Annotated in this window: 21 protein-coding genes and 1 pseudogene; 19 read left to right on the top strand and 3 right to left on the bottom strand. The window is 41.5% G+C overall.

Annotated features, from left to right (window positions below; translation table 11 throughout):
• Together EL097_RS09905 and EL097_RS09900 are read left to right on the top strand one after the other, a co-directional pair.
• The gene (locus EL097_RS09905) at window positions 1–1,002 is read left to right on the top strand and encodes a sugar kinase (protein ID WP_003047668.1); all 1,002 of its coding nucleotides are present in this window, start codon (window positions 1–3) and stop codon (window positions 1,000–1,002) included.
• Window positions 1,003–1,006: 4 nt separating this feature from the next.
• Window positions 1,007–1,645 carry a bifunctional 4-hydroxy-2-oxoglutarate aldolase/2-dehydro-3-deoxy-phosphogluconate aldolase gene (locus EL097_RS09900; RefSeq protein ID WP_003047670.1) on the top strand — a complete coding sequence of 213 codons (639 nt, stop codon included), beginning with the start codon at window positions 1,007–1,009 and terminating at the stop codon, window positions 1,643–1,645.
• Between the two features lie 161 nt (window positions 1,646–1,806).
• On the opposite strand, the gene EL097_RS09895 is transcribed toward EL097_RS09900, so the two are convergent.
• Window positions 1,807–2,172 (bottom strand): hypothetical protein, encoded by a 366-nt coding sequence (locus tag EL097_RS09895; RefSeq protein WP_003047674.1) that lies wholly within the window; start codon window positions 2,170–2,172, stop codon window positions 1,807–1,809.
• A gap of 1 nt (window position 2,173) precedes the next feature.
• Complete coding sequence (locus tag EL097_RS09890) at window positions 2,174–3,058, bottom strand: metallophosphoesterase (protein ID WP_039994800.1); 885 nt, start codon at window positions 3,056–3,058, stop codon at window positions 2,174–2,176.
• Window positions 3,059–3,333: 275 nt separating this feature from the next.
• Between EL097_RS09890 and EL097_RS11075 the strand changes: the two genes are divergently transcribed.
• The 9 genes from EL097_RS11075 (at window position 3,334) to ftsX (ending at window position 11,303) form a co-directional block, all read left to right on the top strand.
• Window positions 3,334–3,465, top strand: coding sequence for a hypothetical protein (locus EL097_RS11075; protein WP_269471204.1), 132 nt, complete (start codon window positions 3,334–3,336; stop codon window positions 3,463–3,465).
• 220 nt (window positions 3,466–3,685) lie between these two features.
• Window positions 3,686–3,895, top strand: a complete 210-nt coding sequence (locus EL097_RS09880; protein ID WP_141290429.1) for a hypothetical protein — start codon at window positions 3,686–3,688, stop codon at window positions 3,893–3,895.
• Window positions 3,896–3,934: 39 nt separating this feature from the next.
• Window positions 3,935–4,102 (top strand): LPXTG cell wall anchor domain-containing protein, encoded by a 168-nt coding sequence (locus EL097_RS09875; protein WP_003047686.1) that lies wholly within the window; start codon window positions 3,935–3,937, stop codon window positions 4,100–4,102.
• A 190-nt stretch (window positions 4,103–4,292) separates the two neighbouring features.
• Entirely contained in the window at window positions 4,293–4,937 is a 645-nt protein-coding gene (locus tag EL097_RS09870) for an HAD family hydrolase (protein ID WP_003047688.1), read from the top strand.
• Window positions 4,938–5,153: 216 nt separating this feature from the next.
• A complete protein-coding gene (locus EL097_RS09865) occupies window positions 5,154–7,067 on the top strand; it encodes a fructose-1,6-bisphosphatase (RefSeq protein ID WP_129545028.1) in 1,914 nt (637 codons plus the stop codon).
• 256 nt (window positions 7,068–7,323) lie between these two features.
• On the top strand, window positions 7,324–8,445 hold the full coding sequence (queG, locus tag EL097_RS09860; RefSeq protein WP_039994961.1) for a tRNA epoxyqueuosine(34) reductase QueG: 1,122 nt from the start codon (window positions 7,324–7,326) through the stop codon (window positions 8,443–8,445).
• Between the two features lie 100 nt (window positions 8,446–8,545).
• Window positions 8,546–9,647, top strand: a protein-coding gene (gene prfB, locus EL097_RS09855; RefSeq protein ID WP_099983181.1) for a peptide chain release factor 2 whose coding sequence is annotated in 2 segments (ribosomal slippage) — window positions 8,546–8,617 and window positions 8,619–9,647 — 1,101 coding nt in all. Because the reading frame shifts where the segments join, the coding sequence is not laid out codon by codon here.
• Window positions 9,648–9,688: 41 nt separating this feature from the next.
• A complete protein-coding gene (gene ftsE, locus EL097_RS09850; RefSeq protein ID WP_003047699.1) occupies window positions 9,689–10,381 on the top strand; it encodes a cell division ATP-binding protein FtsE in 693 nt (230 codons plus the stop codon).
• Entirely contained in the window at window positions 10,374–11,303 is a 930-nt protein-coding gene (gene ftsX, locus EL097_RS09845) for a permease-like cell division protein FtsX (RefSeq protein ID WP_003047702.1), read from the top strand. The genes ftsE and ftsX overlap by 8 nt, the downstream gene beginning before the upstream one ends.
• A gap of 115 nt (window positions 11,304–11,418) precedes the next feature.
• Here the strand turns inward: ftsX and EL097_RS09840 are convergent, their stop codons facing one another.
• Window positions 11,419–12,054: an MBL fold metallo-hydrolase gene (locus tag EL097_RS09840; RefSeq protein WP_039994803.1), complete on the bottom strand. Its 636-nt coding sequence runs from the start codon at window positions 12,052–12,054 to the stop codon at window positions 11,419–11,421.
• Window positions 12,055–12,468: 414 nt separating this feature from the next.
• Here EL097_RS09840 and EL097_RS09835 point away from each other — a divergent pair, with 414 nt between their 5' ends.
• The 8 genes and pseudogenes from EL097_RS09835 to EL097_RS09800 all read left to right on the top strand — a co-directional run bounded on the left by EL097_RS09835 (window position 12,469) and on the right by EL097_RS09800 (window position 23,411).
• A complete protein-coding gene (locus tag EL097_RS09835) occupies window positions 12,469–14,928 on the top strand; it encodes a bifunctional DnaQ family exonuclease/ATP-dependent helicase (protein WP_003047708.1) in 2,460 nt (819 codons plus the stop codon).
• A gap of 335 nt (window positions 14,929–15,263) precedes the next feature.
• Complete coding sequence (locus tag EL097_RS09830; protein ID WP_003047710.1) at window positions 15,264–16,460, top strand: pyridoxal phosphate-dependent aminotransferase; 1,197 nt, start codon at window positions 15,264–15,266, stop codon at window positions 16,458–16,460.
• Window positions 16,461–16,490: 30 nt separating this feature from the next.
• On the top strand, window positions 16,491–17,837 hold the full coding sequence (asnS, locus tag EL097_RS09825) for an asparagine--tRNA ligase (protein ID WP_003047713.1): 1,347 nt from the start codon (window positions 16,491–16,493) through the stop codon (window positions 17,835–17,837).
• A 392-nt stretch (window positions 17,838–18,229) separates the two neighbouring features.
• A pseudogene (locus EL097_RS09820) lies at window positions 18,230–18,969 on the top strand (DUF1003 domain-containing protein).
• A gap of 138 nt (window positions 18,970–19,107) precedes the next feature.
• Window positions 19,108–19,998, top strand: coding sequence for an RNase adapter RapZ (rapZ, locus tag EL097_RS09815; RefSeq protein WP_003047727.1), 891 nt, complete (start codon window positions 19,108–19,110; stop codon window positions 19,996–19,998).
• Window positions 19,995–20,972 (top strand): YvcK family protein, encoded by a 978-nt coding sequence (locus EL097_RS09810; protein ID WP_003047731.1) that lies wholly within the window; start codon window positions 19,995–19,997, stop codon window positions 20,970–20,972. The genes rapZ and EL097_RS09810 overlap by 4 nt, the downstream gene beginning before the upstream one ends.
• Window positions 20,969–21,880 (top strand): DNA-binding protein WhiA, encoded by a 912-nt coding sequence (gene whiA / locus EL097_RS09805; protein WP_003047735.1) that lies wholly within the window; start codon window positions 20,969–20,971, stop codon window positions 21,878–21,880. Before EL097_RS09810 ends, whiA begins: the two co-directional genes overlap by 4 nt.
• 133 nt (window positions 21,881–22,013) lie before the next feature.
• Window positions 22,014–23,411 carry a C69 family dipeptidase gene (locus EL097_RS09800; RefSeq protein ID WP_003047739.1) on the top strand — a complete coding sequence of 466 codons (1,398 nt, stop codon included), beginning with the start codon at window positions 22,014–22,016 and terminating at the stop codon, window positions 23,409–23,411.
• Window positions 23,412–23,540 lie beyond the last annotated feature (129 nt).

The following is a 23,540-nucleotide window of genomic DNA, read 5'->3' as shown; positions in this document are numbered from 1 at the left end:
ATGTCTAAATTATTATTGGTTGGTGAACCGCTGATTCGCGTTAGTCCCAATCAGTGTCAACCCTTGACCAATGCCTGCGACGCTCAGCTTTTTTTCGGCGGTTCAGAAGTCAATATTGCAAGAACCTTAGCCGGTTTTGGCTTAGAAGCAAGGCTATTTACCGCCCTACCTGACAATCCTATCGGCCATACTTTCAATCAATTTTTAAAACAAAGTGGGGTGGATATGGGGGTGACGGCTTGGCAGGGCAACCGAGTTGGGCTGTATTACTTGGAAAATGGCTTTGGCTGTCGGGCTAGTCAGGTTTATTATGACCGCTGTGGCTCTAGCTTTTCAGCTTTAGATAAAAACGGTCTTAATTTAGCTGCCATTTTTGAAGACATTAGTCACTTTCATTTTAGTGGAATCAGTTTGGCGCTGGGTAAAAAAACTCAGGACCTGATTGAGATACTTGCGAGAGAAGCTAAGAAAAGGGATATTTGTGTTTCCTTTGACCTTAACTTTCGGTCTAGTATGATTGCCGTAGCTGATGCTAAACGACTCTTTTCCCACTTTGCTCAATACGCGGATATTGTTTTTGGCATGGAACCTTTGCTATTAGACAGTGATGATTTTGGCATGTTTGATAGGAACAAGGCAGATGCTACGATGATTATAGAACGTCTGGCAGGACTTTATCAGCGTTATCAGTTACAAGCTATTTACCATACGGAGCGATCGACTGATGCCCAAGGCAGCAATCATTTCAAGGCTTATGCCTATGAAGGACAGTTTTATGAATCCTGTGAAGTGACGACCCCAGTCTTGCAACGGGTTGGAAGTGGTGATGCTTTTGTGGCAGGCTTGCTTTATCAGTTGTTAGAAGGCAACGAAAAGCAGACCAGCCTTGATTTTGCAGTGGCAACAGCTAGCCTAAAGTGTACGGTAGCTGAAGACCAGCTCTATCACAGCGTCCAACAAGTCGAAGCTATTTTAAGCAATCAACGAGATGTTCAGAGGTAAGAATATGGGAAAAATAGAAACCTTAACCAAACTTAAGGCTAATCGGCTTGTCCTGGTTGTACGAGGAGAGTCTAGTCAGGAAGCTTTAGCTTGCAGCCTGGCCAGTATTGAAGGTGGCATTAAGACAATTGAAGTCACCTATACTAACCCCTTTGCTAGTGAGGTTATCGGTCAATTGGCTGAACGCTTCAAAGAAGATACTGATGTTTTAATTGGTGCTGGAACAATTTTGGATGATATTACCGCTCGCCAAGCTATTTTAGCTGGTGCTCAATTTATTGTCGGTCCCAATTTCAATCAGGCAGTGGAAAGACTTTGTCATCGCTATGGTGTTCCTTATTTACCAGGCTGTATGACCGTTACAGAAGTGGTAACTGCTCTGGAATCAGGTGTTGATATGGTGAAACTTTTCCCTGGTTCCACAGTCGGCATGCCCTTTATTCAGGCAATCAAATCTCCTTTGCCCCAAGTAGAGGTCATGGTGACAGGCGGTGTCAATGAAGGGAACGTCACAGACTGGTTGGCTGCTGGAGCGCAAGTCTTGGGAATTGGCGGGGAGTTTAACCGCTTGGCCAGTCAAGGGAAATTTGAGACCATTACCCAAAGAGCAGCGATGTATGTTAAGTTAGCCAAGGATTGTTAACATTATAATCAAGAAGGTATCAAATGAAACACAGAAGATACTACCCTTATATTTGTTCTAGCATTCTATTAACCTGTTTGCTAGGGGCACAAACGGTTTTAGCCGAAGAAAAATCCTCAGCGGCCTAATACAAGAAAAACCCAAGTCATATCGACTTGGGTTTAGTTGTCTTCCCACTGAAACCTTGGAAGAAAATAGCTTGCAATCATATTGATAAAGCCAGCTAGGGTGAGGTAAAATAACCAAGGATTGTCAAAGGTCAGCAAGACATGGCTTCCTAAAATCAGAAAAACACCAGTCCAGAATAAGATAAGGTTTAAAGGATTGTCTTTGAGAAGCAATTTGTCCTCATTACTTACAGTGATCGCAGCTTGCCTACTATGCTTAACGATAAGTTGAATTTGTCCCTCTGCTAAATCAACTTCAAGACTGTCTCCATTATAAAGGGATACTTTATGGTCTTTTCCAATTAAAATCGTCACAGGGGCCCCTATCTTAACCAGACGAGTTTGTCGTTTAATGTTCACTTTATGGTATTGTCCTTTCGTCATCAATGTCAAAAATAATCATGGCATCTCGCAATTCAGTCGCTAAATGCTCTGTTTGATAAGCCTTAAAAGTTGCTAGGTCCTTGATGGCATGGTAGGCCTTGTTAGGGGTCCAGTTTCCTCGGATGGTTGTAGGGGGATTTTTCTGGATAAAGGCACGTGTTAACTGCCATTCCTTAGTGTAGCCTAGAGGTCTTGATTGATAGGTGACCCCGTCAATGGTTTGAGGAGAAAAACGCTTGTGATTGTGCCCAAAAACAACCTCTTTCACACCGTAGCGTCGAAAAATATCGTGAAAAGCAGGGCTCCCTAAGAAAGCATTGAAGGCTTTTACCTTTGGGTGTTTGAGGGTAAAGATGCTGTGGGGGACAAAATGCATGGCCACAATGAGGGTCTGATCAGAAAGCGCAGCTAATGTCTTTTCTAAGGTTTGACAAATCTCCTTTGTGAGTTCAGGATCCGTCAAGGGCCGTTTCAGCCGACGGTCAAACCAGAAACGGTTCTTGAAGGCCACATAATCCGCGCCAGCCATTTCCTCAGAAAAACCATAGTCGTACCAGCCGTGAAAGGCAAGAAGCGTGGTGCTAGGATTAAGGGCATAAGTCTTGAAGTCGAGTGTTTCAATGTCAGCTTCGGCCACATCCAGCATATCGTGGTTGCCCAGATTAAAGGTAACGGTGACCTCATTAGCCAAGGCAGCAAGAAAGGGCTCAGTGTCCTGATAAAAATGGTTGGCCATATCACCTGCCAAATGGAGATGGTCAATTTTTTCGTGCTTGAGCAGCTCAATCAGTGTATTCCGCTCAAAAGGTCCAAAGTGGTTGAGATCCAGATGAAGATCGCTCATGATTGCAAGTCGTGTCATGGTTCTATTGTAACAGAAGCCCCGCAGAAAAGCGATCAGAAGATAAGGCGTAGGAACATGCTGACCAAAAGGGTAAAAAAGGTTATAAGAGAAGATGGAAAAGAGAAAAGATTGATTAGTTTTGTAATCGCTTTTGTAAATAGAAGACGTAAGAATAATTTTACCACCAACAAAGGAGATTATGAAACTGAGGAAAATGCCGACAAAAAGGTAACTAAATACAGAATGTGGAAATTTAACAAGCAATGGCTTTTTGGTGTTAACGTCGTCGCAAGATGATTACTTATGATTACAAATCAATTCAACCTAGTCTATTGACACCATTAACGTCATTGACACCAGCTCATCCAGTTGATAAACAGCCATCAGTGTCATGGACTGATTTGGTTTCTGGCTACTCCACTTGAAGAGGAAAGGTTATCAGTAGCATTGGTGTCAACTATTCAGCGTGTTTCAGCGGTTAAATGGGTGCCAGTGTAGCCATGTTATACACAAGAACTGACCATTTAATTTATTTATCCTGATGACCGTGCCATTGACTATCAGGAGATAGGTGTAGTTAACGGTGTCATTGAAGCAAGGGTCTTTGAGGCACTGACAGGCTACTTGTTTGGCGAAGACATTTTTGTGGATCCTATGGAATATAGCTTGTCAGCTGATCAAAAGACCTTGACCATCTTTGGTGCCTTTGATGATAGTGAACTGGCTGATGGTCGGGAGAGTCACCAACAATTGTTGATTGCCAATTTGATGCCGATGGTAACTCCCCTGTTTAACCAGAAAAAGAAGTGCCAGAAACTAGCCTTCCTAAAGCAGAGGAATATAGCCAAGGCATGATGATTCCGACTGATTCTGTTAAATATAGTTGAAAAACCCGTGACTACCCCTGACAAAATTCCTCTGGCAACTGGTCTGTCAGAAACTGCTGCTTTGCCTAAAACAAGTGAGCAGTCAAACCAACTATCTGCTCAAGCAGCTACAGTGGTTAGTCTAGCTCTGGCAGCAGGTTTATCAGCTCTTGCTTACAAAAAAGAAGAGGCATAAGACAACTGAACTGAAAGTTAGAAATAGTGCTAAAGTTTTGTGAAAACTATTAGTGTGGTATCTATAAGTACTTCTATCTTTTTCTGAGGTAGGAATTAAGTCTATTAGCGGAGTGTCCCATTGTGGGACTACTGCTGTAATCGTGGTTTTCTCAGGGAATTATGTTACAATAACAAGAAAGGAGGTTGCTATGATTCAAGGGATTATTTTTGATATGGACGGCGTGTTATTTGATACAGAGCCCTTCTATTTTAAGCGGCGTCATGACTTTTTAAGTCAAAAAGAGATTAGTATTGATCACCTGAGCCCTAAGGACTTTATTGGGGGTAATCTTCAAGAGATTTGGAAGGATTTACTCAATGAGCATTGCACCGCTGAGCAGGCTTCTGCTGTGGCTGCTGATTATGAAGCTTATAAATTGATCCATAAGCCACCTTATGCGGAGGTCTTGTTTGCTGAGACCAAGCCCTGCCTTCAAACCTTGAAAGATAAGAACATTAAGCTAGCCTTAGCTTCTAATTCAAGCCGTGAGGATATTTCACTGGCTTTGGAAAGCAGTCAGATGAAGGAGTATTTTGAAGTTATTTTGGCGCGTGAGGATGTCTCTCGTGGCAAGCCTTATCCTGATATTTATGAAAAAGCTGCGCAGAAACTTGGACTTGCCAAAGAAAGCTTACTAGTCGTTGAAGATAGTCAAAAAGGGATTGCAGCTGCTAAAGCTGCTCATCTGTCTGTTGTAGCTGTTACTGATTACCGTTATAATATTGACCAGCGTCAGGCTGATGCGAAAATCGATCACCTTGGGCAACTTTGTGCAAGTATTGAGTCATTTTAGCCAATGGTCTGCGCAAATCGGTTGCTTTTTGAACAAAGGTTTAAAAGGACTTGGACACTTATTCCAAGCCTTTTTTCTTGCGCAAAAAGAATGCGCTTTCACCTTTTTGCTAGCGTTTTTAGAGGGGAACCTTTACAATGAAAGGGTAGCTAGCTCAGCCATCTTGACCTGGGCAAATAGGATAAACTGACAAGCAATAAGGAGTGGTGACCGCACATGTCAAAATACTATCGTCTCTTGAAAGAAAAGTTTCCAACCAAATCTTCTCTGATTACGGAAATGATTAATTTGGAAGCGATTTGCCATTTACCCAAAGGTACGGAATATTTTCTGAGCGATCTGCATGGAGAATACGATGTCTTTGATTACCTCTTGCGAAATGGCTCAGGCTCCATCAAAAAGAAGTTACAGGAATGTTTTCCTGAAAAAGACCTAGCTACCATTGACCTGCTATGTCAGTATATTTACTACCCTGCTGAAAAAATCAAGACCAATTCCCTGCTATCGGAACAGGAACTACAAGAAGAACTGACAGGTTTTCTCTCAGACCTCTTACAGTTGGTTAAGTACATTGGCGGTAAATACACCCGCTCTAAGGTTAGAAAATTATTACCCAAAGATTATGCCTACATCATGGAAGAATTATTGACTGAAGGTCAGCCTGATAAAAATAAGGAAAGTTATTACTCAGCCATCATCAGCAAGGTCGTTGAGCTTAATCAGTTGGAAAATCTTTTTATCGCTTTTGCGACCTTGATTCAACACCTTGCCATTGACCACCTTCATGTGGTGGGTGATATTTTTGACCGAGGCAAATCCCCTGACTTGATTTTGGATCGGCTCATGACCTTTCAGCATATTGATGTTCAGTGGGGCAACCATGACATTACTTGGATGGGGGCAGTTTCTGGATCGATGATTTGCATGGCCAATGTGATTCGGATCGCTGCTAGGTACAACAGCATTGAGCTTATTGAAGATCGCTATGGCATTAATTTGCGTCGTTTGATTGATTATAGCCAAACTTATTTTACCCCTAAGGCTGTCTTTCGTCCTATTTTAGATGGAGATGTCATTTCAGACCAAAGCGAGCGGGTCTTGAATTGTTTGCAGCAGGCAGCTGCTTTTTTACAATTTAAGTTAGAACACCAGCTAATCCACCGCCGTCCTGAATTTGACATGACAGCTTCTAGTCCTTTGGACCGTATTGAACCAGACTGTGAGGAGATGCGAGTAGGTGAGAAAAAATATCCGGTAACTGATTTTCCCTTTGACCTAGTAGATTGGGAGAATCCAGGAAAGCTGACAGAGGAAGAAAAAGAATTATTAGAGGATTTACTTGTTCGTTTTCAACAGTCAGACCGCCTGCGCCAACAGATTGATTTCCTTTTTTCCAAAGGTGCCATTTATCATATTTCTAATAATCACCTGCTTTATCATGGCTGCATTCCCATGCATTCTAATGGTGATTTCAAATCCATTTGCTTAGAAGACCGATTTTTATCTGGAAAATCTTTGATGGATTTCTATGAAGAGAAGGTTAGGCAAGCCTATCAGCAACCTCAGGTACATGATGATTTTGCGACGGATTTATTTTGGTATTTGTGGTGTGGGGAAGGGTCTTCTTTGTTTGGTAAGCAACGAATGACCACCTTTGAACGTTACTACATTGCGGATAAAGAAACCCACAAGGAGAAGAAAAATCCTTACTACCAGTTGCGAGAGAAAGAGGATATTTGCAATCGTCTGCTAGCTGAATTTTCCTTGGATAAAACAGGGCATATTGTCAATGGACATACACCTGTCCAAGAAAAGAGTGGGGAGATTCCTATTAAGGCTGGAGGGAAAATGATTATTATTGATGGAGGATTAGCCAAGGGCTACCAGAAAAAAACGGGTATTGCAGGCTACACCTTGATTTCTAATAGCTATGGACTGGAATTGGTCGCCCACAATCCGTTCTCCTCAGTAGAGGCTGTCTTGAAAGGCGAGTGCGATATTATTTTCATCAAACGTTTGGTAGAAGAAGTGGCTGAGCGGACCTTGGTCAAACAGACAGATAATGGCAAAGAGCTTCTCAAGGAAATCGAGGATCTCCAATACCTTTACCAGCATTTTGAGGATTATTAAGACTTGTTTAAGTTTGTTTTGGGAGAATAGACTAGTAAAGTCTTATAGTAAGCGTCCTCTACAAAGAAAAATAGAAGGAAAAGCCATCCCATGCCTTCCTTATTTCCCTTTTTTGAAAGTCAAAAAGGTGGGATCTTGTCCCCTTTTTTGTTATGACAGAGGATTCCCTTCAGGAGGGATTTCCTCTGATTACCCTTTCTTTGAATTGTCATCCATTCGTCTTGAAGTCTTAACTTATTTCGATTATGATAGTAGTATGAACATTAAGGCAGATATTCAGGCGTTAGCCAAGGAGATTGGCATTTCAAAAATTGGCTTTACCACCGCAGATGACTTTTCATATTTGGAAAAATCGCTGCGCCTTGGTGTCGAAGAAGGTCGAACGACTGGTTTTGAACACAAGGTGATTGAAGAGAGGATCAAGCCCAAATTATCGCTGGCTTCTGCCAAAACCATTATTTCCATTGCAGTTGCCTACCCTCATAAATTACCTGTTCCACCACCAAAAACAAGTTATAAACGGGGTAAAATGACTCCCAATTCATGGGGGTTAGACTATCACCATGTATTGCAAGATAAATTGCAGCGCTTAGCAGAAGGTATCGAAGCCTTAACCGCTGACTTTGAATACAAGGGCATGGTGGATACGGGAGCCTTGGTTGATACAGCTGTGGCGAGGCGAGCAGGGATTGGTTTTATTGGCAAAAATGGCCTAGTTATCTCCAAGGAATTTGGCTCCTATATGTACTTGGGAGAATTGATTACAAACCTTGACATTGAGCCTGACCAACCGGTGGACTACGACTGTGGCGATTGCAGGCGATGTTTAGATGCCTGTCCCACTTCATGTTTGATAGGGGATGGCACCATGAATGCTAGGCGTTGCTTGTCTTTTCAGACCCAAGATAAGGGGATGATGGCGCTTGAATTTCGTAAAAAAATCAAAACCGTTATTTATGGTTGTGATATTTGTCAAATTTGCTGCCCTTATAACAAAGGCATTAACAATCCCTTGGCTTCTCCGATTGACCCCGAGTTGGCTATGCCAGAATTGGTGCCTTTTTTAGAATTGAGCAATAAATCTTTTAAAGAAAGCTTTGGCATGATTGCTGGCTCTTGGCGAGGTAAAAATATTCTTCAGCGCAATGCCATTATCGCACTGGCTAATGCCCATGATCGGAGCGCTATTCCAAAACTTTTGGAAATTATTGATCAGAACAACAATCCAAGTCATACAGCGACAGCTATGTGGGCACTGGGTGAGCTCATCAAAAAACCTGATCAAGCCATGCTTGACTTTATGCTGGGCCTTTCCATGGCTGAAGAAGAGACAAAAGAAGAGCTTGAGCGATTACTTACAAAGTGGCAAAGGGCTTGATTTTATGATAAAATAAACGAGATTTAGAAAGCAGAGCTGAGGAACGCTTTTTAGAGTTCCTATCTGTTTTTAGAGAAATGAAACGAAAGAGGAAGTCAGTATGGAAGTGGCAGAAATGCGCCAAAAAATAGTAGAAAACAAAGAGAAGTTGACTAGCTTCAGGAGGTCTCTTTGACTTAGAAGGTCTGGAAGAAGAGATTGCTCTTTTAGAGCATCAAATGACCGAGCCTGATTTTTGGAATGATAATATGGCGGCTCAAAAAACATCTCAAGAATTGAATAACTTGAAGTCAACCTACGAGACCTTCCATAACATGCAGGAGTTATCTGATGAGACAGAACTGTACTTGGAAATGCTTGAGGAAGATGACAGTGTCAAGGACGACTTGGAGGCTAGCTTAGAGAAATTAGGTCAGATTTTGACTAGCTATGAGATGACCTTGCTTTTATCAGAGCCTTATGACCATAACAATGCCATTTTGGAGATTCATCCAGGGTCAGGTGGTACTGAGGCTCAGGATTGGGCAGACATGCTCTTTCGGATGTATACTCGTTTTGGTAATGCCAAAGGTTTTAAGGTAGAAACCTTGGATTATCAAGCAGGAGATGAAGCTGGTATCAAGTCGGTCACTCTTTCTTTTGAGGGACCAAATGCTTATGGCTTCCTCAAATCAGAAATGGGTGTCCATCGTCTAGTTCGGATTTCGCCTTTTGATTCGGCCAAACGCCGCCACACCTCTTTTGTATCTGTTGAGGTTATGCCAGAATTAGATGACACCATTGAAGTGGACATTCGTGATGATGATATTAAAATGGATACCTTCCGTTCAGGCGGTGCCGGTGGTCAGAACGTTAACAAGGTATCAACTGGGGTGCGTCTGACCCATATTCCAACAGGCATTGTTGTGGCCTCAACAGTTGACCGTACCCAATACGGAAACCGAGACCGTGCCATGAAAATGTTGCAGGCCAAACTCTATCAATTAGAACAAGAGAAAAAAGCTGCTGAGGTCAATGCCCTTAAAGGAGATAAAAAAGAAATCACTTGGGGGAGCCAGATTCGTTCCTACGTTTTCACCCCTTATACCATGGTTAAGGACCACCGCACAAACTATGAAGTAGCTCAAGTTGATAAGGTCATGGATGGTGACATCGAAGGCTTTATTGATGCCTACCTCAAGTGGCGCATGAGTGATGACTAGAGGCCATGCGCTGCCGATTATTGTAAAGAAAGAAGAAAAAGATGGCATTAATTGAAATGAAAGGTGTTTCTAAGAAATACCGCCGCTCAACGACCGCCCTCAGGGACATTAATGTCTCTGTTAACCAAGGTGAATTTGTTTACTTGGTTGGCCCATCTGGTGCTGGTAAATCAACCTTTATCAAACTCCTTTACTGTGAAGAAAAATTGACGACGGGCAAGTTGTATGTAGGTGAATTTGATTTGACCAAGCTAAAAGCGCGCGAGGTTCCCATCCTCCGCCGTCATATTGGTGTGGTTTTCCAAGATTACAAATTACTTCCAAAGAAAACAGTTTTTGAAAATGTTGCCTACGCTATGGAAGTCATTGGTGAAAAACGCCGCCACATCAAAAAACGTGTTCCAGAGGTTCTGGACTTAGTTGGTTTGAAACACAAGATGCGTTCTTTCCCAAGCCAATTATCTGGTGGAGAACAGCAGCGTGTAGCCATTGCGCGTGCCATTGTTAATAATCCTAAATTATTAATTGCTGACGAACCAACAGGAAACTTGGATCCTGAAATTTCATGGGAAATCATGCAGTTGCTGGAACGGATCAATCTCCAAGGAACCACTATTTTAATGGCGACTCACAATAGTCACATTGTCAACACTTTACGTCACCGTGTGGTTGCCATCGAAGATGGTCGCCTGGTTCGCGATGAAGAAGAAGGAGATTACGGTTACGATGATTAGATACTTTTTCCGTCATATTTGGGAATCCATTAAAAACCTCAAGCGTAACTTTTGGATGACCTTTGCCTCAGTTAGCATGGTGGCTGTTACTTTAACCTTAGTTGGAATATTTGCAGCGACCCTATTAAACATTCAGCGTGTGGCTTCTGGTGTTGAAAATAATATTCAAATTAACACCTACTTGCATGTTGACTCAACCGATGCTGCTAAAGTGGTGCAAAATACAGCTGGTGAACAAGTTAATAACGAGAATTATCACAAGGTCTATGACCAAATCGCCAAATTAAAAGGAGTCACCAAAATCACTTTTTCAAGTAAGGACGAGCAATTGAAAAAATTGCAAGAGACACTTGGTGATGTTTGGAACATGTACGATGAGGATACCAATCCACTTCAGGACATTTACATTGTTGAAACTAAGACACCTAAGCAAGTCAGGGTTGTTACAAAAGAAATCAAGGCCATTGAAGGGGTTGAAGATGCTGATTATGGTGGTATCAATTCGGACAAGCTCTTTAAGTTTTCGAAAATGATTCAAACTTGGGGATTGATTGGAACAGCCCTTCTCTTATTTGTAGCTATCTTCCTCATTTCAAACACGGTTCGTATGACCATCATGTCACGTCAAAGGGATATTGAAATCATGCGACTGGTAGGGGCCAAAAATTCTTATATCCGTGGTCCCTTCTTCTTTGAAGGTGCCTGGGTTGGTCTTTTGGGAGCGGTCTTGCCATCTCTTCTGATTTATTATGGTTATGACTTTGCTTATAAGCATTTTATGCAGGAATTGCAGCTTAATAACCTTTCTATGTACCCAATCAATCCTTACGTTTACTACTTGATTGGTGCCTTGTTTATCATCGGTATGATTATCGGTTCACTAGGCTCTGTTCTTTCCATGAGACGTTACTTAAAATTCTAAAAAAAGAACTTCTGATACTTATCAGAGGTTCTTTTTTGAACAGTGTTTTACCAACAAATCCGCACTTAATAATGGATAACTGGTTAGCCAACCCTGTCTTTCTCAATAGGTAGCCTTAACGGAAGAAAGGATTGGCATTTTTCTCATGGCTAATAGTGGAGAAAGGACCGTGACCAGGATAAACCTGATAATGGTTGGGCAGGCTAAATAATTGGGTCTTGATACTATGAATGAGTTGCTCATAATTCCCTGTGGGCAGGTCTGTTCGACCAATGTTTTCTCTAAAAAGGGCATCTCCAGTGAAAACGACGTCTTCTTTAGGAAAAATAAAGGAGACGCCTCCGGCTGAATGGCCAGGTGTTGGCACAACGGTGAACTGACAATCTGCAATATTGTAATCTGTCTGGTATTGGAAGATCTCTTCAGCGGGTTGGCAAATAATATCAGGCAAGTCCGCATGACGAATTAGTCCGGAAAGGTTCATTTCAGGGGTGTAGAGCCAACTTTCTTCTTCTTGAGCGACATAAACAGGAGGACGGTCAAAAGCCTGTCTAACCTCTTCTAAACTCATGATATGGTCATAATGGGTGTGGGTTAATAAGATAGCTGCAAGTGGCTTGTTTAGTTTTTTAATTTGGTCAATAATGCGTTTACCGTTGCTACCGGGATCCACTAGTAAACTAGCTTTTTCAGTTTCAAGCAAATAAGTGTTTTCTCCTGCTACGGGATTGGTTATGGTTATAACTTTCATACTTTTTCACATCAAAAAGGTGATGTCCTTTCTAATTATAATGACCTGAGGTCGTAGGTTGAATCAGTTGACTTAACCTCCATGTACTGAAAAGAGTTGGCTGAGAAAAGTGGAGAAATAGAGAGTTCGCCCTTTTTTCTCAGACAAGGTCTTAGCCATTAACTTGAAGGTCCCTGTTCGAGTTGATCTCCACTTTCAAATAGTTTTTGGTAATAGTGTCAATTCATATTGAGCTAGCCTTCGTTTACAGCGAATGGAAGTTAGTTTTTTGACAGGTCTCATTTTGGCAATATGGCTTTGGTTCCATTATAGCATGACTTAAGAAAGTTAGGTGCTCAGAAGGGATTGGTTAAGAGGATTTATTTAGTGGTCTAGTCCAACGCTCTCTTAAAAACATGGTATAATGGAAGTATGATGAGCAATGAAGTTATGAGAAAATATGCGGTTATTGATTTGGAAGCTACCAATGCAGGTGTCACCGCAGCTATTATTCAGGTTGGGATTGTCATTATTGAGGGGAAAGAAATTGTTGAAACCTATCAGACAGACATTAATCCTCACGAACCTTTATCAGACCATATTAAGACCTTAACAGGAATTACAGATGACCAGCTGGCCAAGGCTCCAGATTTTTCACAGGTGGCTAAGACCATCTATGAGTTGATTAGTGATTGTGTGTTTGTGGCTCATAATGTTAAATTTGATGCTAATTTATTAGCGGAAGCCCTTTTTTTGGAAGGGTATGACTTGCTGACGCCGCGTGTGGACACTGTTGAGTTAGCACAAATTTTTTTCCCTCATCTTGAAAAATATAATCTCAGTTACTTATCTAAACAGCTTGGGCTTGATTTGGAAGAAGCCCATACAGCCCTTGCAGATGCTAAAGCAACTGCGGCTCTGTTTATCAAACTCTTGCACAAAATTGAAAGTCTTCCTAGCGATTGTTTGGAGAGTCTCTTGACTTACGCAGACAGTCTCTTATTTGAAACAGCCATGGTCATTGAACAAGGCCTAGCCAAAGCCAAGCCTTATGACCCCAATAAGTATGTTAAAATCAGGCAGATTCTTTTACCAAAGACTCCAAAAGCTCCCAAGCCTTATCAATTATCAAAAAGCTTCCCTATTAACATGGCACTATTAGGCTTGGAAGAAAGGCCTAAACAGGCTCAATTTGCTCAGTTAATTGACGAAGATTACCATCAGGGAGTAGCTAGTTTTATTGAAGCTCAGACAGGTATTGGAAAAACCTACGGCTACCTGTTACCCCTTTTGGCAAAAGAAGAACAAAACCAAATCATTGTTAGCGTGCCAACCAAGCTTCTCCAAGACCAATTAATGGCTAGTGAAGTAGCTGCTATTCAAGAGCAGTTTCACATCGCCTGCCATAGTTTAAAAGGGCCCGCCAATTACCTGAAGCTAGATACCTTTGCCGATAGTTTGGACCAAAACGACCAGAATCGTTTGGTGAATCGTTATAAGATGCAATTATTGGTTTGGCTCTTGGAAACTAAGACAGGGGACCTTGGCGAAATCAAACAAAAGCAGCGCTTTGCAGCTTATTTTGATCAGATTAAGCATGACGGTGCTCTCAATGTCTCCTCTGATTTTTACGATTATGATTTTTGGAAAAGTAGTTATGAAAAGGCTAAAACAGTCCGCCTACTGATTACCAATCATGCTTATTTTTTACACCGTGTTCAAGATGATAAGGACTTTGCTAGAAACAAGGTCTTGGTCTTTGATGAGGCCCAAAAGCTGATGCTCCAATTAGATCAATTATCACGTCATCAACTTAACCTGACGGTTTTATTACAAACGATACAGGCCAAGTTAAGCAGTCCTTTACCGCTTTTAGAAAAACGCTTATTGGAAAGCCTATCGTTTGAACTGGGACAAGTGTCAAGTGATTATTATCAAAATAGAAAGCACCAGCTTGCTCCTGATTGGTCTCGTATAGCTGGTTACATCAAAGAATTAAGAGGGCCAGATTATCAGGATTTACAAGCCTTTTTTGCTGCCACAGATGGTGATTACTGGCTTAGTAGTGAGAAACAAGAGGAGAAACGGATAACCTACCTCAATAGCGCTAGTAAGGAATTTATCCATTTTCAAAGTTTTTTGCCAGAAACGGTGAAGACTTATTTTGTCTCCGCAACGATTCATATTAGTCCAGAGGTAGGCTTGGCCGACTTATTGGGGTTTGAGTCTTATTCTTACCATCTTATTGAAGCTGACAAAAAAGAAGAACAGCTTCTTATGATTGATCAAGACATGCCTTTGATTACTGGCATCAATGAACAGAGTTATACCAAAGCCATTGCCAAGCGAATTGACTTGTTGCGGCAAGAAGACAAGCCGATTTTAGTGCTTTTTACTGCCAAAAAATACTTAATGATGGTGTCAGACTATTTAGAACAATGGCAGGTTCCTCATTTGGCTCAGGAAAAAAACGGAACTGCTTACAATATAAAAAAGCGCTTTGATAGGGGAGAACAGTCTATTTTACTGGGGTTGGGCTCTTTTTGGGAAGGTGTTGACTTTGTAGAAGCCGATCGCATGATTACCTTGATTACTCGTCTGCCCTTTGATAATCCTGAAGACCTTTTTGTCAAAAAGATGAGCCGTTTTTTATTGAACAAAGGTAAAAATCCTTTTAAAGATTATTTCCTTCCTATGGCTATCTTACGCTTAAAACAGGCTATTGGGCGCACCATGCGTCGTCAGTCTCAAAAATCAGTAGTTCTAATGTTAGACCGTCGCCTTCTAACCAAGTCCTATGGCCAGACCATTTTGGAGAGTTTAGACCAAGAATTTGTGATTTCTCAACAAAATTTCCAAGATAGTCTAGTAGAAATGGCACGATTTCTGCTATAATAATAGAAAGGATCATATTGTGAAGGAATCTCTTAACGTGGACAAGTGTGACAACCTAAAGCACCACTTAGCTTGGTTTGTGCCCCTTGTCAGTCTCCTTCGCTCGAGTGTTTTGAGGCTTTTTTGGTTACCTAGTGACAGTGGTTCGCAAAGAAAGCGATGCTTGCCTGACTGGGGCAGTTCTTATTATTCGCCCATTGATAAAAGAGTGACCAACAGGTATCAGTTATTCTTAGGAGGGGAGTTAGGCTGTACTAAAAGGAAATGAAAGAGTAGGTACTTACTGTTGACTGACCTGACGTTAAGACAGGAAGATTGATGAAAAAGGAGATGAAATGACCAAACTATCAAAGCGGGTGCTAGACATGGAAGAAAGCGTGACTTTGGCTGCTGGTGCTAGAGCCAAGGCTCTGAGAGCTCAAGGTCGTGATATTTTAAGCCTAACCTTAGGTGAACCTGATTTTATCACCCCTAAAAATATTCAAGACAAGGCTATTGAATCCATTCGAAATGGCAAATCTAGCTTTTACACGGTTGCTTCAGGACTTCCAGAATTAAAGGCTGCCATTGCTACCTACATGGAAAATCGATACGGTTACGCGTTATCTTCTGAGGAGATTGTGGCAGGAACAGGTGCCAAGTTCATGCTTTATGCCTTTTTTATGGCTGTTTTAAATCCTGGTGATCAAGTTCTAATTCCAACACCTTATTGGGTATCTTATTCTGACCAAGTGAAAATGGCAGAAGGTCAGCCGATCTTCGTTCAAGGACTAGAAGGAAATCAATTCAAGGTAACTGTTGACCAGCTGGAAGCAGCAAGAACAGACCGAACTAAAGTTGTCCTTATCAATTCTCCTTCCAATCCAACAGGCATGATTTATGGTGCTGAGGAATTAAGGGCCATTGGAGAATGGGCGGTGCAGAACGATATTCTTATTTTGGCAGATGATATTTATGGTTCCCTAGTTTATAACGACAACCAGTTTGTTCCTATCTCAACGCTTTCAGAGGGGATTCACCGTCAAACGATTACGGTTAATGGCGTGGCTAAAAGTTATGCTATGACAGGCTGGCGGGTTGGTTTTGCTGTTGGAGACCCTGAAATCATTGCCGCCATGAGTAAAATTATCGGACAAACCACCTCTAATTTGGCAACTGTTTCACAGTATGCCGCCATTGAAGCTTTAGCGGGAGACCAATCTTCATCAGAAGAAATGCGATTAGCTTTTGAAGAACGTCTCAATACCATTTACCCACTCTTAAATCAAGTGCCAGGTTTTGAAGTGATGAAACCTCAAGGAGCCTTTTACTTCTTCCCAAATGTGAAAAAAGCCATGGCTATGACAGGCTTTACTGATGTCACAGCTTTTACTGACGCCATCTTAGAAGACGTTGGTTTGGCTGTTGTGAGTGGAGCAGGCTTTGGGGCACCTGAAAATATCAGGCTGAGCTATGCTACTGATTTAGAATCTTTAAAAGAGGCGGTCGGACGCTTACATGTGTTTATGGAAGGCCGAACCAAGTCAGTATAAGATAAAATGAATTTATAGAAAAGAGACATTATGACCAAGAAATACGTTTCCATTAGTGATGTAAAAGATTATGTAGGACAAGAAGTGACTATTGGCGCTTGGGTTGCCAATAAATCAGGCAAAGGAAAAATTGCCTTTCTTCAATTACGTGACGGCTCTGCCTTTTTCCAAGCTGTCGCATTCAAACCAAACTTTATTGAGCGCTTTGGCGAAGAAGAAGGAGCAGCTAAGTTTGATACCATCAAACGTCTTAGTCAAGAAACCTCTGTTTTTGTCAAAGGAATGGTGAAAGAAGACGAGCGTTCAAAATTTGGTTACGAACTGGACGTGACAGATATTGAGGTCATTGGCGAGTCAAAAGATTATCCAATCACGCCAAAAGAGCACGGAACAGACTTCTTGATGGACAATCGTCATTTGTGGTTACGTTCCCGTCGTCAGGCTGCTATTATGCAAATTCGTAATGCCATTATCTATGCGTCATACGAGTTCTTCGACCAAAATGGTTTTATCAAATTCGATAGCCCAATCCTATCCGGAAATGCTGCTGAAAATACAACAGAATTGTTTGAAACAGACTATTTTGGAACTCCCGCTTTTCTTAGCCAATCTGGTCAGTTATACCTTGAAGCGGGAATGATGGCTCTTGGCCGTGTCTTTGACTTTGGACCGGTTTTCCGTTCTGAGAAATCAAAAACACGCCGTCACTTGACTGAATTTTGGATGATGGATGCTGAGTATCCATTCTTGTCACATGAGGAATCACTTGATTTGCAAGAAGCTTACGTCAAAGCTATGATTCAAGGTGTTCTTGATCGTGCACCACAAGCTTTGGAAACATTAGAACGGGATACTGATCTCTTGAAAAAATATGTAGCTGAGCCTTTCAAACGTGTGGCCTATGATGATGCTATCAGTCTTTTGCAGGAACATGCTTCTGATGAGGGCGCTGATTATGAAGCTATCCAACATGGTGATGACTTTGGTTCCCCACACGAAACTTGGATTTCAAACTATTTTGGTGTGCCAACATTTGTGGTCAACTACCCAGCTAGCTTTAAGGCTTTCTACATGAAGCCTGTTCCTGGTAATGAGGAGCGCGTGCTTTGTGCTGACTTATTGGCTCCAGAGGGCTATGGCGAAATTATTGGTGGTTCAGAACGTGAGACAGACTACAATAAATTATTGGCAAAGATTGAAGAAGAAGGCTTGAACCCAGATGACTATGCCTTTTACCTTGACCTTCGTAAATATGGTTCCGTACCTCACTGTGGTTTTGGTCTTGGACTAGAACGTATGGTAACCTTTGTAGCTGGTACCAAACATATCCGTGAAGCTATTCCATTCCCACGTATGTTACACCGTATTAAACCATAATGATTCAGAAAGTTCATGGTCTACCATGGGCAGAACGTAGATAAAGTTTATTTTTAGAAGGTGTCAATTAAAATGATTTCATGATTATGATGTCAACCAACTCTTGAAACGCTTATGTTATCGTGTTTCAGGAGTTTTTCTTCAATCTAATCCATGACGACCTAGCCATGGGCTTTTAGCATGCAAGGAAATGCCTCACTAAAGCATTCTGAAACCTTAAAAAGCAGTTAAGAAATCTTTAAGTTAGAAAGCACATAATCTCCGAGGACAAGCTTTTGGTGCTGAGCCTTGAGCCCTTGTTCTAAAATAGAGTGAACCTAGTAGAAGTAGATTTTCCTAATCTCTAAAAGGTTGGATAGAACCCTCTAGGAGAGGAAAGAAGGAGAAAGCATATGACAAGCAACAAAAAATGGGTCAAAGATGCCATTGATGCAAAAACTTATCTTATTTCAGAAGCTATTTTCCTATTTGAATTGGATCAACCCTTACAAGAATTGATTATGGCTGATTACCCCATGCTGACTCCGTCTTCTTTTCTCAGTCAGGCCAACTTGGCTCTTTACCGTTTGCGTTACCTTAATGACATGATTGACAATGCCAAATTAAAAATGAGAGTATTCGAGACATGATGTCTGAAATGTCTAAAAAGCAAAAGGAGCGCATTTTTAATGTTCAAGAGGAGTTAGATAGCCAGATTACCTTTGGGCAAAGATTAGCTGATCAGGTAGCCCATTTTGGAGGAACTTGGACCTTTATCATTTCTTTTATGATATTTATGGCGCTTTGGATGATTTTTAATGTGATGAATCCTTTTGGCTTGGCCTTTGACAAGTATCCCTTTATCTTATTGAATCTTTCCTTATCGACCCTTGCGGCGATTCAAGCCCCGCTCATTATGATGAGTCAAAATAGGGCTTCTGAATACGACCGTTTGCAGGCCAAAAATGACTATGACGTCAATAAAATCTCGGAAGAAGGGATACGCTTGCTGCATACTAAGCTTGATCACTTGGTGTTGCAAGACCAGTCTGATTTGATGCACATTCAAAAATTATAAATGGATATATTGATTTCAATTACCAAGCAACTAGCCCAAGACGCAGGTGAGTATGTGGTAGCAGATCAAGATTAGCAGTTGGTATTTCAATAACGTTAAGGAGAGGCAATGCCTCAAAAGAAGAACCTTTCCTTGGCATTTTTAGTTTTTGGGCTCCCTAATTTATATGGTATAATGAAAGTAATCGTGTCAATAGAGAAAGGGAAAATGTAAATGTCAGACAAACGCATTCATTTGGTTATTGTGACAGGAATGAGCGGCGCTGGAAAAACAGTTGCCATTCAGTCCTTTGAGGATCTAGGCTACTTTACCATTGATAATATGCCCCCAGCCTTGGTTCCAAAATTTTTAGAATTAATTGAACAAACCAATGAAAATCGTCAAGTGGCTTTGGTTGTCGATATGAGAAGCCGTTTGTTTTTCAAGGAAATTAATTCTATCTTAGATAGTATTGAAAGCAACCCTAGCATTGATTTTCGGATTCTTTTTTTGGATGCAACGGATGGGGAATTGGTGTCACGCTATAAAGAAACCAGACGGAGCCACCCTTTGGCTGCGGACAGCCGTGTGCTTGACGGTATTCGATTGGAAAGAGAGCTCCTGTCTCCTTTGAAAAGCATGAGCCAACATGTGGTGGATACAACAGAATTAACTCCTAGACAATTGCGTAAAACCATTTCAGACCAGTTTGCTGGAGGCTCCAATCAAGCCTCTTTCCGTATTGAAGTGATGAGTTTTGGGTTCAAATATGGCTTGCCTTTGGATGCGGATTTGGTTTTTGATGTGCGTTTTTTACCCAATCCCTATTATCAGGTAGCGCTTCGTGAAAAAACAGGACTAGATGAGGACGTTTTTAATTATGTGATGTCTCACCCAGAATCAGAGGAATTTTACAAACATTTGTTAAACCTTATTGTTCCTATTTTACCGGCTTACCAAAAAGAAGGGAAGTCTGTCTTGACCGTGGCTATTGGCTGCACAGGAGGTCAACACCGCAGCGTTGCCTTTGCCCATCGCTTGGCTGAAAGTCTGGCAACAGATTGGTCGGTTAATGAAAGCCATCGTGATAAAAATCGTCGTAAGGAAACGGTAAATCGTTCATGAAAAATCCTAAAATGACTGTTATAGGTGGCGGTACTGGTATTCCCGTTATCCTAAAAAGCCTTCGTAACGAAGCTGTTGATATTACTGCCGTGGTCACTGTTGCAGATGATGGTGGTTCCTCAGGCGAACTCCGTAACGTCATGCAATTAACCCCGCCAGGGGACTTACGGAATGTCCTGCTAGCGATGAGTGACATGCCAAAATTTTATGAGCGGGTTTTCCAATACCGTTTTAACGAGAGTGACGGGGCCTTGGCTGGTCACCCTCTAGGCAATCTCATTATTGCTGGTATCTCTGAAATGCAAGGCTCAACCTACAATGCCATTCAAATTTTAACCAAATTTTTCCATATTACAGGTAAAATTTATCCTTCTAGCGAGCAGCCCCTGACCCTTCATGCTGTTTTTAAAGATGGTCATGAAGTAGCAGGAGAAAGTTCTATTGCCAAATACCAAGGCATGATTGACCATGTCTATGTGACCAATACTTACAACGATCAAAGACCTCAGGCCAGTCGTAAAGTGGTTGAGGCTATTTTAGACAGTGACATGATTGTCTTGGGGCCGGGTTCACTTTTTACCTCTATTTTACCTAATCTGGTTATTCCAGAAATTAAAGAAGCTTTGCGCCAGACTAAAGCAGAAGTGGTGTATATTTGTAATATTATGACCCAATATGGTGAAACGGAACAATTTTCAGATGCAGACCATGTGGCTGTTTTAAATCAGCACTTGGGAAGAGATTTGATTGATACGGTCTTGGTCAATGTGCAACAGGTGCCGCGAGCTTACATGAATTCCAATAAATTTGATGAATACCTCGTTCAGGTTGACCATGACTTTGCTGGTCTTTGCAAGGCCGCTAAGCGCGTGATTTCGTCTAATTTTTTGCGCTTGGAGAATGGCGGAGCCTTTCATGATGGCAACTTAGTGGTTGAAGAATTAATGAATTTAGTGAGGCTAGCCAAGCAATGAGTTTTACAACGAAGGTCAAAGAGGAATTGATTCACTTGTCCACAGGTGATAACAATGAATTGGCTGCCATTATCAAATTGTCAGGCAGCTTGGGCTTAGCTCATCAAAGGTTGCATTTGTCCATTACCACTGAAAATGCTAAAATTGCCCGCTACATTTATTCCCTTATTGAAGACGCCTATGTTATCGTGCCAGAAATCCGGTATCATCAGAAGACGAACCTGCGCAAAAACCGTGTTTACACTGTCTATGTTGAACAAGGTGTGGAAACCATTTTAGCTGATTTAAAATTAGCTGATTCCTTTTTCGGTCTGGAAACAGGCATTGAACCTCAAGTCTTATCAGACGATGATGCTGGTCGTTCCTATCTTAAAGGGGCTTTTCTAGCGGCAGGTAGCATCAGAGATCCTGAGTCAGGCAAGTATCAGTTAGAAATTTATTCAGTTTATCTTGATCACGCTCAAGATTTGGCTCAACTAATGCAAAAATTTATGCTAGATGCCAAAACCATTGAGCATAAAAGCGGTGCGGTTACTTATCTGCAAAAAGCAGAAGACATCATGGACTTTTTAATTATAGTTGGTGCCATGTCCTGCAAAGAAGACTTTGAAGCCATCAAAATACTTAGGGAAGCTCGAAATGATATCAACCGTGCCAATAACGCAGAAACGGCTAATATTGCCAAAACCATCAGTGCCAGTATGAAAACCATTAATAATATTATTAAAATCATGGACACGATTGGGTTGGAAAGTTTACCGATGGAATTACAACAGGTGGCGCAACTGCGTGTTAAACACCCAGACTATTCCATTCAACAAGTTGCTGATGCCCTTGAGTTCCCGATTACCAAGAGTGGGGTCAACCATCGCTTGCGTAAAATTAATAAAATTGCGGACGATTTATAGAACATTTTTATCGTGTGAACCTTTGGTCATACGATTTTCCTTTTTCTAAGAGAAGAAACCAATTGCCTTTTGAAGTGTCTGATGTTCTGTGGTATGATAAAGGGGATAATAACGTTTGTAAAGGAGACTGATAATGGCATGTACAACTATACTTGTTGGTAAAAAGGCATCTTATGATGGCTCAACCATGGTTGCTCGAACAGAAGATTCTCAAAATGGAGATTTCACGCCTAAAAAAATGGTTGTGGTGAAACCAGAAGATCAACCGAGACATTACCGTTCGGTCTTGTCTACTTTTGAAATTGATTTACCCGACAACCCCATGGCCTATACCTCAGTTCCAGATGCGCTTGGTAAAGATGGTATCTGGGCAGAAGCAGGTGTGAATGAAGTTAATGTGGCTATGTCAGCAACCGAAACCATTACTACTAATTCCCGTGTTTTAGGGGCTGATCCATTGGTAACATCAGGGATTGGTGAGGAAGATATGTTGACTTTAGTGCTTCCTTATATTCGTTCCGCCCGCGAAGGGGTGTTGCGTCTAGGGGCTATTCTGGAAGACTATGGCACCTATGAGTCAAATGGTGTTGCCTTCTCAGATGAGCATGACATTTGGTGGTTGGAAACTATTGGTGGTCATCACTGGATTGCTAGAAGAGTACCAGATGATGCCTATGTCACCAATCCCAATCAATTTGGAATTGACCATTTTGAATTTAACAACCCTGAAGATTATTTATGCTCTGCCGATTTAAAAGACTTCATTGAAACCTATCATTTGGATTTGACTTATAGTCATGAACATTTTAACCCACGCTATGCCTTCGGTAGTCAACGCGATAAAGATTGCCACTATAATACACCACGTGCTTGGGTCATGCAAAAATTCTTAAACCCAGAAATCGTGCAAGACCCGCGCAGCTTTGCCCTTCCTTGGTGTCAAAAACCTTACCGTAAAATCACGGTGGAAGATGTCAAATATGTGTTGAGCAGTCATTATCAGGACACGGTTTATGACCCTTACGGTTCAGAAGGAACTCCTGTCAGTAAGAAAGCCTTTCGACCTATTGGCATTAACCGTACCAGTCAAACTGCTATTTTACACATTCGTCCTGATAAACCTAAAGAAATCGCTGCTATTCAATGGATGGCTTACGGGTCAATGCCTTTTAATACCATGGTACCTTTCTTTACCCAAGTTAAGACCATTCCGGATTATGTTGCTAACACTCAGGAAAATGTTTCTACCGACAATTTCTATTGGACCAATCGTTTGATTGCAGCTTTGGCGGATTCTCACTATAATCATCATGAAACTGATTTGAACAACTACTTGGAAGAAACCATGGCTAAAGGTCATGCCATGCTACATGCTGTGGAAGCAGAGTTATTGGCTGGTGAAACAGTCGATTTGGAAGAGGAAAATCAAAAAATGAGTGACTATGTTCAAGGAGAAACGCAGACGCTTTTGAACAAGATTCTCTTTGATGCTAGTAATTTAATGACCAATCGTTTCAGTTTGAGCGATTAATAGCAAGCTGAGGGAGTGGGAAAGAACTCATAGCAATCAACAAAGAGTTCGTTTTCCCACCCCCGCACAGTTGATTAGGCTATCTTTGAAGATTAAAAAGCGAACAAAGCTGCCAATCAACCACTGCGT

Source organism: Streptococcus canis (assembly GCF_900636575.1).
Lineage (GTDB): Bacteria > Bacillota > Bacilli > Lactobacillales > Streptococcaceae > Streptococcus > Streptococcus canis.
This window is presented reverse-complemented; position numbering and strand designations above follow the sequence as displayed.